Source organism: Prochlorococcus marinus str. GP2 (genome assembly GCF_000759885.1).
Taxonomy (GTDB): Bacteria; Cyanobacteriota; Cyanobacteriia; order PCC-6307; family Cyanobiaceae; genus Prochlorococcus_A; species Prochlorococcus_A marinus_J.
The window spans coordinates 401,827-416,038 of record NZ_JNAH01000003.1 but is presented as its reverse complement, the minus strand read 5'-3'; the positions used below and the strand labels follow the sequence as shown (position 1 = coordinate 416,038).

At 32.5% G+C, this 14,212-nt stretch carries 19 protein-coding genes and 2 tRNA genes; 12 read left to right on the top strand and 9 right to left on the bottom strand.

All coding sequences use genetic code 11. The features are described from left to right. Positions 1–168: 168 nt before the first annotated feature. The 3 genes from EU91_RS05360 to EU91_RS05370 all read right to left on the bottom strand — a co-directional run bounded on the left by EU91_RS05360 (position 169) and on the right by EU91_RS05370 (position 2,380). On the bottom strand, positions 169–666 hold the full coding sequence (locus EU91_RS05360; RefSeq protein ID WP_032524182.1) for a YajQ family cyclic di-GMP-binding protein: 498 nt from the start codon (positions 664–666) through the stop codon (positions 169–171). Positions 667–732: 66 nt separating this feature from the next. Beyond that, a complete protein-coding gene (locus EU91_RS05365; RefSeq protein WP_032524206.1) occupies positions 733–1,245 on the bottom strand; it encodes a DNA recombination-mediator protein A in 513 nt (170 codons plus the stop codon). Positions 1,246–1,270: 25 nt separating this feature from the next. Beyond that, positions 1,271–2,380, bottom strand: coding sequence for a phosphotransacetylase family protein (locus tag EU91_RS05370; protein ID WP_032524181.1), 1,110 nt, complete (start codon positions 2,378–2,380; stop codon positions 1,271–1,273). 152 nt (positions 2,381–2,532) lie between these two features. Between EU91_RS05370 and EU91_RS05375 the strand changes: the two genes are divergently transcribed. Then, positions 2,533–3,255, top strand: coding sequence for an SDR family oxidoreductase (locus EU91_RS05375; protein ID WP_032524180.1), 723 nt, complete (start codon positions 2,533–2,535; stop codon positions 3,253–3,255). On the opposite strand, the gene map is transcribed toward EU91_RS05375, so the two are convergent. Then, positions 3,256–4,095 (bottom strand): type I methionyl aminopeptidase, encoded by an 840-nt coding sequence (map, locus tag EU91_RS05380; RefSeq protein ID WP_032524179.1) that lies wholly within the window; start codon positions 4,093–4,095, stop codon positions 3,256–3,258. Between the two features lie 91 nt (positions 4,096–4,186). Here map and EU91_RS05385 point away from each other — a divergent pair, with 91 nt between their 5' ends. From EU91_RS05385 to gltX, 6 genes are all read left to right on the top strand, one after another. Then, positions 4,187–4,495: a hypothetical protein gene (locus tag EU91_RS05385; protein WP_032524205.1), complete on the top strand. Its 309-nt coding sequence runs from the start codon at positions 4,187–4,189 to the stop codon at positions 4,493–4,495. A 32-nt stretch (positions 4,496–4,527) separates the two neighbouring features. Then, on the top strand, positions 4,528–4,986 hold the full coding sequence (gene rplS / locus EU91_RS05390; RefSeq protein ID WP_032524178.1) for a 50S ribosomal protein L19: 459 nt from the start codon (positions 4,528–4,530) through the stop codon (positions 4,984–4,986). A 53-nt stretch (positions 4,987–5,039) separates the two neighbouring features. After that, positions 5,040–5,112: transfer RNA gene (locus EU91_RS05395), tRNA-Trp, on the top strand. 34 nt (positions 5,113–5,146) lie between these two features. Further along, positions 5,147–5,341 carry a hypothetical protein gene (locus tag EU91_RS05400; protein WP_002807701.1) on the top strand — a complete coding sequence of 65 codons (195 nt, stop codon included), beginning with the start codon at positions 5,147–5,149 and terminating at the stop codon, positions 5,339–5,341. A gap of 151 nt (positions 5,342–5,492) precedes the next feature. Continuing rightward, a tRNA-Asp gene (locus EU91_RS05405) sits at positions 5,493–5,566 on the top strand. Between the two features lie 16 nt (positions 5,567–5,582). Further along, on the top strand, positions 5,583–7,016 hold the full coding sequence (gltX, locus tag EU91_RS05410; RefSeq protein WP_032524177.1) for a glutamate--tRNA ligase: 1,434 nt from the start codon (positions 5,583–5,585) through the stop codon (positions 7,014–7,016). A gap of 7 nt (positions 7,017–7,023) precedes the next feature. Here the strand turns inward: gltX and EU91_RS05415 are convergent, their stop codons facing one another. From EU91_RS05415 to tsaD, 3 genes are all read right to left on the bottom strand, one after another. Further along, positions 7,024–8,220, bottom strand: a complete 1,197-nt coding sequence (locus tag EU91_RS05415) for a cation:proton antiporter (RefSeq protein ID WP_032524176.1) — start codon at positions 8,218–8,220, stop codon at positions 7,024–7,026. Positions 8,221–8,385: 165 nt separating this feature from the next. Continuing rightward, positions 8,386–8,562: a high light inducible protein gene (locus EU91_RS05420; RefSeq protein WP_025933243.1), complete on the bottom strand. Its 177-nt coding sequence runs from the start codon at positions 8,560–8,562 to the stop codon at positions 8,386–8,388. 5 nt (positions 8,563–8,567) lie between these two features. After that, complete coding sequence (gene tsaD / locus EU91_RS05425; protein ID WP_032524175.1) at positions 8,568–9,638, bottom strand: tRNA (adenosine(37)-N6)-threonylcarbamoyltransferase complex transferase subunit TsaD; 1,071 nt, start codon at positions 9,636–9,638, stop codon at positions 8,568–8,570. A 74-nt stretch (positions 9,639–9,712) separates the two neighbouring features. Between tsaD and EU91_RS05430 the strand changes: the two genes are divergently transcribed. Next, positions 9,713–10,267: a photosystem I reaction center subunit III gene (locus EU91_RS05430; protein WP_032524174.1), complete on the top strand. Its 555-nt coding sequence runs from the start codon at positions 9,713–9,715 to the stop codon at positions 10,265–10,267. A gap of 28 nt (positions 10,268–10,295) precedes the next feature. Beyond that, on the top strand, positions 10,296–10,430 hold the full coding sequence (gene psaJ, locus EU91_RS0108505) for a photosystem I reaction center subunit IX (RefSeq protein WP_011862490.1): 135 nt from the start codon (positions 10,296–10,298) through the stop codon (positions 10,428–10,430). Between the two features lie 15 nt (positions 10,431–10,445). On the opposite strand, the gene gmk is transcribed toward psaJ, so the two are convergent. Then, positions 10,446–11,000 (bottom strand): guanylate kinase, encoded by a 555-nt coding sequence (gene gmk, locus EU91_RS05435; protein ID WP_032524173.1) that lies wholly within the window; start codon positions 10,998–11,000, stop codon positions 10,446–10,448. A gap of 76 nt (positions 11,001–11,076) precedes the next feature. Here gmk and EU91_RS05440 point away from each other — a divergent pair, with 76 nt between their 5' ends. The 3 genes from EU91_RS05440 to tatC all read left to right on the top strand — a co-directional run bounded on the left by EU91_RS05440 (position 11,077) and on the right by tatC (position 13,905). Beyond that, entirely contained in the window at positions 11,077–12,777 is a 1,701-nt protein-coding gene (locus tag EU91_RS05440; protein WP_032524204.1) for an NFACT RNA binding domain-containing protein, read from the top strand. Between the two features lie 28 nt (positions 12,778–12,805). Continuing rightward, positions 12,806–13,066 (top strand): hypothetical protein, encoded by a 261-nt coding sequence (locus EU91_RS05445; protein WP_032524172.1) that lies wholly within the window; start codon positions 12,806–12,808, stop codon positions 13,064–13,066. Positions 13,067–13,146: 80 nt separating this feature from the next. Further along, positions 13,147–13,905: a twin-arginine translocase subunit TatC gene (gene tatC / locus EU91_RS05450; protein ID WP_025933237.1), complete on the top strand. Its 759-nt coding sequence runs from the start codon at positions 13,147–13,149 to the stop codon at positions 13,903–13,905. On the opposite strand, the gene EU91_RS05455 is transcribed toward tatC, so the two are convergent. Continuing rightward, positions 13,874–14,191 (bottom strand): DUF3067 family protein, encoded by a 318-nt coding sequence (locus EU91_RS05455; protein WP_032524171.1) that lies wholly within the window; start codon positions 14,189–14,191, stop codon positions 13,874–13,876. The genes tatC and EU91_RS05455 overlap by 32 nt on opposite strands. Between the last annotated feature and the right edge of the window lie 21 nt (positions 14,192–14,212).

Below are 14,212 nucleotides of genomic sequence, written 5' to 3'. Positions count from 1 at the left end.
ATATTCAGAAGGTAACACGCCATGCTTATGTTCATGAACTGCCATCCAACAAAATTTCTCTAATTCATCTCTTGAAAAACGAGGATATTTTTTTACTTTATCAATTAATGATTTAATGAGAGATTCTGAATAATCTGCCATATTTTAAAAATAATCTTACTAAAGACTTTATCGAAAGTTGTTAGCTTTTAGAGGAATGTTCAAAGACTCTTCAAATTCACTAACAAGCTTTATTGCTAATTGAAGGTCATTTTTACTCTTACTAGAAACTCTTAGGGTTTCTCCATTGATACTGACATTAATTTTTTTTATTTGACCTCTGATATCTTTACTGATTTTTTTTGCTATTTCTTGCTTAATCCCTTCTTTTAATAGAATTGTCTGTTTTACTCTATTACCGCTAACAGTCTCAATTTCACCGTAGTCAAAGATTTTTAGAGATAAGTTTCTTTTTATTGCCTTCTGTCTAATTATGTCCTGCACAGCATTTAAAGTTAGTTCACTGTTAGTAGTTATAAATATATTTTCTTTATCTAAATCAACTACAGTATCTGTTCCTTTCAGATCGTAACGTTGAGAAATTTCCCTTTTTACTTGATCTAAAGCATTAACTAATTCTTGTCTATCAAAATTAGAAACTACATCAAATGAAAAACTTTCTGCCATTCTAAATTTTTAAATGCATGAACATTATTAGCATAAATTAGTATATATCAAAAGAAATTGATTAATTTAATCAAAAAATAACAAACTTACCATTTTTCCCATTTCTTCTGCGCATCTACAGCTGTTTAGCAAGGTTTCACTATCATGGAAAGCGAAACATATTAATTGATCGCACCTAGTAATGATTTCTTGATTACATAGGCTACTTGCAAGTGGTAAAGGCAATTCATCATTTTCACTTTTTTCAACCAAATGCATAACCCTCTCAAGTTGGGCCTTTATTTCCGGTATTTGTTTGTCAAGGCTTTGTGGCAATAAAACAGTCAATAATGCAGGATTGATATCTAAAACAGCCCGAATAACTGCTGCATTCACTCCTTGAGATCCAGATGTAAGAATATCGTGTCCCTCATCTGCCAAGGATCTTGCTATCAACTCAATAAAGTGGATATCTACTACTGGTACATGTCTAGTGCCCAAAAAAGCAATTCTCCTTTTTCCATGATCTTGGATTTTGGCGAGTTCTTGAGCTAAGGCATCAACGCCTTCGGTAGCAGGTAGATCTAAAGAGCGACTCAAAATAAAATGGTTCCTATATTTGAAATTAGCATTTTTCTGAAAAATTGCAGGGAAAATCAATTTTTTCAAGAATTCTTTTTAGATTTACATGCTCCTGAACTAGTTGGACGGCATAAGATGCTTTAATTGATTCATGTATTCTTACATGCCCAAAAGCTTGCTCAATTATTTCTACGGAAGAAAGAGTATCTAATTCCACTTTTAATATTGGTACTTCCAATTCCTCCGCCCTATGAATCAATTGTGATAGAGGTTCGCCCAAACCAGTTAAGATAAGACATTGCGTAGACGCTTCCAAGGCCGCAAGTTGGATATCAGTTCTATCAGCACCAGTTACTACTGCCATGTTTCGTCTTCTTCTAAAAAATTCCATTGCAGAATTTACACCCATTGCACCAATACTCAGTGTCTCAACAAGTAATTGATCTTTTTCAGGACAACAAATTACTTGGGCATCTAATCTTCTTACAAGTTCACCAACTGTGACACTTCTAAGAAGTGGTGATTTAGGCATTACTCCAAAAACTTCAATATTCATATCTTTAAGACAAGGTATTATTTCTTTATTAACTTTTTCAACTTCACTAGGTAAAACTGCATTCAGGACCACTCCAGCAAAATGCTCACCTAATTGTTTTTTAGCATCAAGCAATGCATCCACACTTTTACAATCCTCCCATAAATTCACAATTAATACTTTTGCATTCAAACTTTCTGCAAGTTGTGGGAGACTTAAACCATAAATCATTCCCTCATAAAGACTTCCAGCCGCTTCTAAAATATTTAATCCTTTAAAATCATCATTAGCCAATTCCTTAATTTGATCAAAACCTTTTCCTGGAAGCAAGTCTTTATTAGAAATTCTTTTTTCAGCTGAAATATTATCCAGTAATCCTACTGAAGAAATTAAATCCTCCTCTTCGATATTTAATGTAGAGCCAATAAACTTAACATCATCATCTATTAATCCTTCATAAGACATTGCGGGTAGATTAGTAAGTTCAATGCATGTAGCCAGTGGTTTTCCTATGCGAACTTTTTTTTTATTCTGTAAAAGTTTTTTTGCTATCCCAAGAACTAATGCAGACTTACCACTAAATGGCTCACATGAACCAATTAATAATATATCGCTCATAATTAGTAAAGTTTTTATTAATAGATTCAAGATAATATTTTTTTATGAACTAAACAAATATTTATTTATGAGTTTTAATCAAATAAATATAAAAAAAATTTTTCAAGTCAATTTTTTTTTAATTCCTTTGTATTTCATCAAAATCAAATAAAATGATAAATTCAACAAAAAAAGAAAGAACTGTTGGAATTACTGGAGCATCAGGCGCGCTAGGTAAAGAGCTTACAAAATTGTTTCGTCAGAAAGGATATAAAGTAATTGGATTTACCCATAGTAACGCCCGTTCTGAAATAAATCATGAATCTCCTAACGAATTGATTAAATGGGAATGTGGTAAAGAATCGAAATTAAAAAAGCATTTAAAAAAGATAGATATTTTGATATTGAATCATGGTATCTATAATTTGAGTCGAGAAAATTCTAATTATGAAAACTCTATACAAATAAATGCATTAAGTAAGTTTAAATTTTTAAATTTATTTGAGGATATCGCATTAGCAAATCAGTCATCAATTAAAAAAGAGGTTTGGATAAACACATCTGAGGCAGAAATTTTACCAGCTTTAAATCCATCATATGAGATAAGTAAATCTCTAATTGGGCAATTAGTTTCCTTTAAAAAAAATCTTTTAAACAAAGATACTAAGCAAAAATTAGTTATCAAAAAAATCATTTTAGGGCCTTTTAAATCAGAACTAAATCCCATCGGAATAATGAGTCCCAAATTTGTCTCTAGGAAAGTTTATGATCTAGCCAATTCGAGAAGGTATCTAGTAATTATCAGTCCAAACCCTCTGAGCTACCTACTTTTTCCTTTAAAAGAATTTTTTAACTTTTTGTATTGCAAAATTATTTATAAATACAAATCTTTATAACTAGAAATCTCTTTCAGTCAATATTTCAATACCATCTTTTAATACTACTATTGTATGTTCCCATTGCGCTGATAGTTTTCCATCTTTTGTTATTACGGTCCATTTATCATTTAATGTTTTACAAAATTTACTACCTTCGTTAACTATTGGTTCCACAGCTAAGGTCATTCCTTCACGAAGAACAACATTAGGTAATTCTTTGGTCCTAAAATTAAATACAGAGGGTTCTTCATGCAAATTTCGTCCGACTCCATGACCTGTATAGTCTTCAACAACACTAAATCCATTTTTTAGGACAACATCTTCAATTTCCCCAGCAATATCAAGAAGTGTATTCCCTGCCTTGATTTTAGAAAGCCCCGCATACAAAGCTTTAAATGCGACATCACTAAGTTTTCGCACCTTTGAACTAACTTCTCCTACACATATTGATATACAACTATCTCCGTGGAAGCCATCTAGATATGCCCCTGTATCAATTTTCACTAAGTCACCATTTTTTATTATTTTATTTTTACTGGGTATTCCGTGAACAACTTCATTATTAATACTAGAGCAAATACTAGAGGGGAAACCATGATAGCCTTTAAAACTTGGCACAGCTCCAAAACTTTTTATCCTTTTTTCTGCGAAATCATCTAAATCTTTTGTGCTCATTCCAGGTTTGATTAATTCATTAATTTCTCTCAAAACTGTTGCCACTATTTTACTGGATTTTTTCATCAGATTTATTTCACGCGCAGACTTTATTTCAATTCCTCTTCTTCTCTGAATAAATGGCACTTGATCATTAGTTTTGGAATTATTTTTATTTAATAAGAGATCTGCAAAATGTTTCATTGGAATAAATAATAGTAATAGACAAATATCATCAAAATAGCCAATATTGATTCGGCTACCTTAAATCTACCAACAACAATTGGAAACAGGAATGAATTTTTTTTCTAATTCTAGACAATTTCATAAAGCTTTGGCGCCTTGGATTTTTCTTCCATTATTTTTATCTTCAATAACTGGCTTATTTTACAGGGTTTCAAAAGATTTATTAGGTTACTCAAGAGACCAAGTTCATTGGTTAATGGCTATCCACGAGGGCGAATGGCTAGGAGATAATGGCGAGTTGATATACGTGTTATTAAATTCCTTAGGAGTTTTATGGATGCTAATAACAGGATTTCAAATGTTTTCAAAAACAATTTCATTTACCAAAAAGGTTACTAAAGGTGAGTCAAAGGGTTAAGATATAGAACTTGTAGGATAACAAAGGTCAAAATGGCTAAAGAGAAACAAGAAAATGAAATAGAAACCAACGTCAAAACTGATGTAGCAGTTGAGAATAAAGAAAAAAACTTGGTTTCTGAAACTACAAAAAAGATAAGCGTTAGCAATCTAATTGAGGAATTTGAAAATGAACAATTAAAAAAAGAATTACCTGAAATTTATGTTGGTGACACTGTTAAAGTTGGTGTAAGAATTACAGAGGGTAATAAAGAAAGAGTTCAACCCTATGAAGGTGTTGTCATAGCTAAAAGGCATGGAGGACTGCATCAGACAATCACAGTAAGAAGAATTTTCCAAGGAATAGGTGTTGAAAGAGTATTTATGCTACATAGTCCACAAGTTGCCTCTCTAAAAGTTGAACGTAGAGGTAAAGTAAGGAGGGCTAAGTTATTCTATCTAAGAGATAGAGTAGGTAAAGCTACTCGCGTAAAACAACGCTTTGATCGATAAAGTTGTAAAGTAACAAACTTATTGGTCACAAAGGCGCTTATAATCATTTAAATGCGTCGTTAGTTCAGTTGGTAGAACGCAGGTCTCCAAAACCTGATGTCGGGGGTTCAAGTCCTCCACGACGCGTTTGATCAACATTATGTAAATCATTTTTCATAAGATGGAGTTAGATCTTCAACCTGGGGACGTAGTAAAAGTCCTCGAATCAGCAGCTCTAGGATGGGTTCGTGCAAGAGTTATCAGAGTTAAATCTGGTGGTAGAGTTGTTGTCCAAAGTGATCAAGGAAGAGAATTCACTGCAAGAGGTAACCAAGTTAGGTTGATAGAACCGGCAGGCTTTAGACCACAAAAATAAATAGTTTCTTAATTATTTAATTAGCTCTAAAACCCAATATTTCTTAAATTCCTAAATTAATAAATTTTTTTTATTACAACAACATTAATTAAGTATTATGATCTGATAATTTTAAAGAAGATGTTCTAATTAAATTTAGGACTAAAATTTTGGGACCGTAGTTCAACTGGTTAGAGCACCGCCCTGTCACGGCGGAAGTTGCGGGTTCGAATCCCGTCGGTCCCGTTTTTTCTAAAAAAAGTTGGAAAAACGTTTAAGACTAGCCCCAAGTCCAACAGGTTTATTTCATATTGGTACTGCTCGCACGGCACTATTCAACTGGTTGTACGCAAAAAAAACAGGAGGAAAATTCCTCATAAGAATAGAGGATACAGATCTTCTTAGATCTAAATCTGAATACACAAAAAATATACTAGATGGCTTGAAATGGCTTGGACTTAAATGGGATGAAGAACCTATTATGCAAAGTGAACGAATTTCGATTCACAAAAGTTATATCAAAAAGTTATTGGAACGTGGAGCTGCATATAGGTGCTTTACAACAGAAGATGAAATTTCTGAATTAAGAGAAGAACAAAAAAAGAAAGGATTACCTCCAAAGCATGATAACAGACACAGAAGTCTTTCTAAAGAAGAAATAGAAGCATTCATATCCCAAGGGAGGACTTCAGTAATAAGGTTTAAGATTGATGAAAAAATTGAAATTAAATGGGTGGATCAGATAAGAGGCGAAATCAAATGGCAAGGGAAGGACTTGGGTGGTGATTTAGTTTTGTCAAGAAGGTCAAAAGGATATGAGATTGGAGACCCTTTGTATAATCTTGCAGTTGTAGTTGATGATAATTTGATGCATATTACTCACGTTGTAAGGGGTGAAGACCATATCTCAAACACTGCAAAACAAATTTTGATTTATAAAGCATTAAATTTTAATTTGCCGACTTTTTCGCATACCCCCCTGATACTAAATAGCGAAGGGAAGAAATTATCTAAGAGAGATTGTGTTACTTCAATCGACGAATTTAGAGATATGGGATATTTATCTGAGGCCTTATCGAACTATATGGCCTTTTTAGGTTGGTCTCCAAAATCTACCGACAAAGAAATACTGTCACTTGATGAGATATCAGAAATTTTTGACTTATCAGACATAAATAAAGCTGGAGCTAAATTCAGTTGGGAGAAACTCAACTGGATTAATTCTCAATATATAAAAAATATGGAATCTATAAAGTTAAGTGAGATAATGAGGAAATACTGGAATGATAACGGTTGGGTGGCGCCATCTCAAGAATGGGCCTACAAATTAGCAATCTTGCTTAGAGACTCTATGACTCTTCTAAAAGATGCAATTGATCAATCAAAACCATTTTTCTTAATACCTACAATTCAAAAAGAAGGTCAAGATTTTCTGGAAAACGATGATAGCAAAGCATCTCTAAAACTAATATTAAATTATTTAATTGAGCAAAATACTGTAAAACTAGATCAAGAGAAAGCCAAAGAAATAATAAACGAAATCTCAAAAATGCATAATGTTAAAAAAGGGATATTAATGAAATCATTAAGAGTAGCCTTTTTTGGATCTCTCAGTGGGCCGGATTTAATTCAAAGTTGGGAGCTTTTATCTGAGATAAAGACTGATAGATCTCGAATTGAAAGATGTCTTAAATAAATCTAAATTATTTTTCTTGGTCTAATTCAAGCCTATTTGCCAAAGGTTTAGCTGAAAGACCTTGGATACCTACTGTCATTAATATAGTGAGAAAAACTAAACCTTGAAGACGGCCTGCCCCAAGGATACCAGCCTGCTCTAATCTGATAGAAAAAAGAGAAGCTACCGCTGCAGTAACGATGCCTCTTGGGGCTAACCAAGCTAAAAATATTTTTTCTTTTAATTTCAATTCTCTTCCCATTGTTGCTATCCATATAGAGACAGGGCGAACAATCACCATCAACATAAAAACGCAAACAACTCCTCCCCAGCCGAGCGGACTTAATTCACCCCAAGAAACGTCAGCTGCCAAAAGAGGGAAAAGAACTGTAATTGCCAATTGAGCTAATTCACCTATTAAATTATCCAATCTCTCCTTATCTATAACTTCTCTTTTGCCTACAATAAAACCTGCAGCGACAGAAGCAGGCAAGCCTGATTCTGGCAAGAAATATTCACAAATTCCATATACAAGGAAAATAAATCCAAGGGTAACTTGAAGCTCTATACCAAATGAGGCTTCATTTTTTATTTTTTTTAAAATTTCTGATAGTAACCATCCTGCACTTAATCCAATTAAGACTCCGCCCCCTAATCTTTGCATTAATGCTACAAATACCTCATTAATCCCACGTAGATCTCCTAAAGTCAGCTCTAAAAGCAGTAATGCCAGTACTGCACCAATTGGTTCAAGCAACAACCCCTCAGCTTTTAAAACTTCCGAGAGAGGGGAAGCTAATTTTATTTGTTCCACTAACGGAGAGACAACTGTTGGTCCAGTAGCTAAAACGATGGCACTATATATTCCTGCAACCTGCCATGAGAGGCCTGCCAGCCAATGAGCAATAAAAATTCCAGCTGATAATGAAATAAAAAGTCTTACCAATGAAATTTTCAAAACAGTATTTCTTATATTCCCCTCAGGCAGTTTTAAATTTAGTCCCCCTTCAAAAAGAACTAAACAGACTAGAAGCCCTACAATAGTTTCAAGGCCTTGCCCAAGATCTAAAGGCTCAACCAGCCCTAAACCTGATCTTCCTATAAGTAATCCAGAAAGCAATAAAATAACAACACTGGGGAATCCTGAAAAAGTAGAAAATAATCGAGCACAAGCACCTGCGAATACAGTTATTCCCCAAAGTAATCCAAGCCTTTCAGGCGTCATAAAAAATTATAAATAATAGAAATATTTATTATTTTGATTAAATCAATAATCTCATCTGAAGTCCAATAAATACAATACTTTTTAATTTATAATTAATCAGCTAAACAAGAGTAATTTTATTAAATCTTTCGAAACTACTTTTAAGTCAAATCAATTTTATTACTATTAAGAAAATTGGCTTATTAAAGCAATAATAATAAAAATAATTCCTATCCCAACAGTTGCCATCCTTCCATTCCAAATTTCAGCTTGAGGGGTAAAACCTCTTTTCCACAAATTCAGTTCCTTTTTATCAACGAAGTTTTTTGTCTCTTTAATCTCGATTTTAGGTTGTTTGTTCATAGAATTTAAAAAGGAGGGTTTTCTTCATAAAGGGTGTTTGTTTGTTCAATTGATAGTCTTCCTGCGACACCTAATTTGATGGAACTTAAATGATCCTTAAATTTGATCCTGAACAACGCCGCAGCTCCAATCATCGCAGCATTATCTGTACAAAGATTAAGGGGAGCTAAATGAACTTTAATAGATTTTTTACCTGCTTCACTAATCATCATTTTTCTTAATGTATTATTAGCAGCCACTCCACCAACTACAACAACATTATCCAAGCTATTATCTTCCGCGCATTTTATTGTTCTCTCTACCAAGACCTCTGCCACTACTCTCTCAAAACTTGCAGCGATATCAGGAATTGGAATGGTCTTCCCATCCAAATTTATTCTTTCAACTAATCTTAATACGGCGGTTTTTAGACCACTAAAAGAGAAATCATATTTAAGAAAACCACCTTTTTTATCAGAAATTCTACATTTTGGTAAATTGAACTTAAATGGGTCTCCATTTTTAGCAATCTTTTCAATCGCTGGTCCTCCTGGATAGGCGAGACCTAATAATCGTCCAACTTTATCAAAGGCTTCTCCAGCAGCATCATCAAAACTCTTCCCAAGTCTTTTCATATCCCTTCTCTCATCAACCTTAATCAATTCGGTATGTCCACCACTAACAAGTAATGTAAGGAATGATTTCTTTGGATAGTTTTCTGAAAATAGAATTGAAGATAAATGCCCCTCCAAATGATGTATTCCCAAAAATGGCTTCGAATGTAATATGCAAAGTGATCTTGCAGTAATAGAGCCAACTCGTAAACACCCAACTAATCCAGGGGCTACAGTAGATGCAATGTAATCGACTTCCTCAATTCTCATTTTTGATTCTGTTAATGCCTTTTCTAAAACAAAAGGTAATAGCTCTAAGTGTTTTCTAGCTGCAAGCTCAGGAACAACTCCTCCCCATTTTGAATGATCTTCAATTTGAGATGCAACGATATTTGAATGAATTTTGAACTTATCACCAATATTGGAAACTATTGAGACAGATGTCTCATCACAACTTGTTTCAATAGCTAAAACTTTATGCATATTTGGTTCAACTTGTTCTATTTTAATATTAATTTCTTCCTTAACACATTATAAGAAATTAAAGATTGCAACTTATGAAATTCTTATTTTCAATCATAACCTCAGTTTTTCTGTTTCTAGGAATCACTCCAATTGCTCTAGCAGCTAATGGGCCAGCCCTAAATGCAGATCGAGCAAGCACAGAATTTACAGCGTCAGCACTTACAAGATGCTCTGAAAATCCTAAATTCATTGAAAGAGCAAGTGCTGCAACTACTCAAAAAGACATCACAAGATTTGAAAGATATGGAAAAGCATCATGCGGAGATGATGGTCTTCCACATTTAATAATTGGACCTCCTCTTGAGCCATGGGGGGCCCTTTTAAATAGAGGTCATGAAGGAGATTTACTTATTCCCGGAGTATTATTCATTTATATTGCTGGAATTATAGGCTGGTCAGGGAGAGAGTATCTTATTGAATCAAAAAAGACTAAGAATCCAGCAGATCTTGAGATCATTATTGACCTTGATTTAGCTAAAAAATGTCTTGTAAAAGGAGCTCAATGGCCTCTTCTTGCTAATAAACAAGGTAGAAACGGAGATTTAAGAGAGAAAGATAACAACATTACACTTAATGGTCCTCGCTAAACATCTTTAAAAAACTTTCATAAAACAAATGTTCAAAATTCTAAATACAAAATTTGTCAGATCTGCACCAGTAGTAGCAGCAATTTGGCTAAGCCTTACAGCTGGAATAATTATTGAATTTAATAGATTTTTCCCAGATTTATTATTCCATCCAATGAGCTGATAAATGAGAGAATAATCAAGTTTTTATTAACTGGATTATTCTTTTTGCCGTTTCATCAATATTGTGATTTGTTAATGCAAAATCAAATTCATTTGATACTGAAATCTCATAATTAGCCCTTGAGAGTCTTTTTTTTATTGCCTCTTCTTTTTCTGTTCCTCTATTTCTTATTCTTCTTTCTAACTCTTCTTTATTTGGAGGAAGTAAAAATATTGACAGTGAATTAGGAAACTTGTTTTTTATTTGTCTTGCACCCTCGACTTCAATTTCAAGTAATACAATAAATCCCTCTCTTATTTTCTCATTGACAGAAGACAAAGGTGTTCCATAATAGTTCCCAGCGAATTGAGCCCATTCAAGGAACAGGTTTTGTTCAATCATTTCTTTAAACTTTTCTTGATTTAAAAAGTAGTAATTTTCTCCATCCTTCTCTCCCTCTCTAGGTTCTCTAGTAGTTGCAGATATTGAAAGCCAAAAATTTTTTTCTTTACCTAATATTTCTTTAACAACTGTTCCTTTCCCCACTCCGCTGGGTCCAGTAAGGATAATGAGTTTTTTTTGATTTTTCATATTAAATTTTTTACAGTAAAATAAACATCTTGTGAATCAAAAAGGAATAATAATGCAAAAAGGTGTTCCACAGATAATGGATATTACATCTATTAAATCTGTCTTGCATTATTTGACAAAGAATATTTTACCTTCAAAGTTTGAAACTGCCCAACAACCAGATCCTAATACAATTCAATTATGTTTCAGAGGAATTGATTCCCAAACTTGGTTAGAGGTTTCATGGAATGGTGAATCTCCCAGAATATTAAAGATAAATAAGCCGGAAAAAATTGGAAGAGAAAGTACACTTTCTAAACAAATAAGATACGGATTAAAATACATGGCTTTAATTTCGATTGATCAAGATGATTTCGAGAGAGTTATAAAATTTGGTTTTGCAAAAAAACCTGGAGATGAAATTAGTAAGTATTTAATTTTTGAGTTAATGGGTAAACATAGTAATATATTTTATTTGGATAACAAACATAAAATAATTGCAGTTGGTAAACAAATTAAATCGAGTCAATCTAGTTTTAGAACAATTTCAACAGGATCAATTTACTCTGGCCCTCCAGTTAATTACAAAAAACAACCTAGAGAAGATGAGTCTTTTCAATCATGGAAAGACTCAATTTCAATAGTACCTGAATCTTTGAAATACTGTTTAATAAATACCTATCAAGGGGTAAGCCCTATCCTTACAAAACAATTAGAGGTTGTTAGCAAAACTTGCAATTCGGAAATAATGGAAAAAAATATCGATTTCATTGTTGATTCAGACTTAAAGGAAATATTTAAAAATTGGAAGATTTGGATAAATAGGTTTAAAAACAATAACTTTAACTTTTCTATATTTAATAAAGATTTTTATTGTGTTTGGTTTTTCGATAAAGAAATTAATTGCGAAAAAAAGATAGATTTATGCACCGGTATAGAGAATTACTATGATAATCATCTGAAGCAAAAAAAACTTGAATTGTTGGTAAAGAAAATTGAAGGGATAATTTTTAAACAGATCAATATTGAAAAAAAGAATTTAAATATTCAATATGATCTTCTGACAAAATCAGAGGACTACGAGTTATATAAAGAAAAAGCTGATGATATATTTTCTTCAAATGAAATTAAAAAACGAGATATTATTAAGGGACAAAAACTATATAAAAAGTCAAAAAAACTAAAGAGATCTAGAGAATTAATAAAAGAAAGATTAAGTATTTACAAAACAAATATAGAGAGATTAGATGAATTCACTACGCTTCTAGAAAATTTAAATTCTTTAAATCATGAAAAACTTTTTATGCGAATTAAACTGCTAGAAGAAATTATGGAAGAAATTTGTAACGAGTTTAATATCAATATCAAGAGGCAAAGAGAAGTTAAGAAAAGTACATCTGAGATAGAATCTTCACCAATTCAAGTTTATACTCCCAGAGGATTGAAGCTCCAGGTTGGGCGAAATATGAGGCAAAATGACTTAATAAGCTTTAAGTTCTCAAAAAAAGGCGATTTATGGTTTCACGCTCAGGAAGCTCCAGGCAGTCATGTAGTTTTGAAGTCCTCATCTCAAGAAGCATCTGAGCAAGATCTTCAAATAGCTGCAGATTTAGCTGCTTTGTTTAGTAAGGCAAAAAGAAACATTAAAGTTCCAATTAATTTAGTAAAGATTAAGGATCTGCAAAAAATCAAAAAAGGAGGACCGGGTTGCGTTTCCTTTAAAAATGGAGAAATAATTTGGGGAAATCCTACAAGAGGAGAAGATTATATTAAAAAAAATCTTAAAACAGTAATTTAGTTTATAATAAAAAAAATTTTAAATCTAAATGTTTGATTTTCTTTTGGGCACTCATGAATTTTTAGGAAATCATAGTTTTCCAGAATTTATTGTTGGATATCTATTTGGTGCTGCATTAATAATTGGAGCTCCTACTGTTTTCTTACTACTAGCCTTCGTAAGCGCTTTAATGAAAACTAATGGTAAAATGGGTGGTTATAGAGAATATGAAACTTATGGTGAATCATCTTTAAATGATGCCCCTCCTTTCTTATTACCAGATCCAACTAATCCTAACTTAAGCAAATAATTAAGTTAATCGAAAAATAAATTGGACTTTGACAATAGTAGTTTTAAACCTTTTTCTTACAAAATTTTTATCAAATAATAATGAGAGGTACAGGTCAAAGTGAAAAAAAATTATCAGATTCTATGACTTTTAGCGATCATTTAGAGGAGCTTCGTCAAAGGATACTAAATTCAATTTACTCAATACTTATTTCAATATTCTTTAGTTTTCTCATCATAAAGCCTTTAATATCTTTTTTAGAAATTCCAGCTGGTGATATTCATTTACTACAACTTGCTCCAGGAGAGTTTTTATTTGTCGCTATTAAAGTTGCAGGTTACAGCGGATTGATAGTTTCTATGCCTTATATTTTTTATCAAATAATATTATTCATTTCTCCTGGTTTAACAAAACAAGAAAAAAGCCTTATCTTGCCTGCAGTTTTTGGTTCAGGTCTTCTATTTTTTTTAGGATTAATTTTTTCATGGTGGATATTAGTCCCCGCAGCAATCAATTTCTTCATTAGTTTCGGTGCTGATATTGTTGAACCAACTTGGTCTATAGAAAGATATTTTGATTTTGTTCTATTGTTAATGTCTAGCACTGCAATAGCTTTTCAATTGCCAGTATTACAATTTATTCTTGGTTCTCTTGGAATAATCACAACAGAAAAAATGATTTCAAATTGGAAGATAGTTGTAATTTCCTCTGCAATATTATCTGCAGTGATTACCCCTTCAACGGACCCATTAACTATGTCATTGCTATCTATATCGATTGTGTTTTTATTTTTTGTGGGTACTGGATTAACTTACTTATCAGAAAATCTTAAGTCAAAAACTCTTTCATCTTCTCATTAAGATCTAATTGCAAGCTGACAGCTCTACCTAACCTTGGCTTAGCATTGACTTTCTTTAGCCATTCCCTTACTTCTTCTGAATATCCACATCTATTTAAAATCTCGATTTTATCAGCTATCGATTTTTTATATTCATTTTCACTTAAAGGGAATGATTCCTGTCCAAGAAATCCCCACATCATTTGAAAATAAACGAATTTTCCTCTTCTAAAGAGTCTAAAATCATATTTTTTCCCCCAGCGATGAATCAAATAATGTATAACTTCATCTACTAGCAATGGGTTCATTTAAATCAATTAATTAAGACT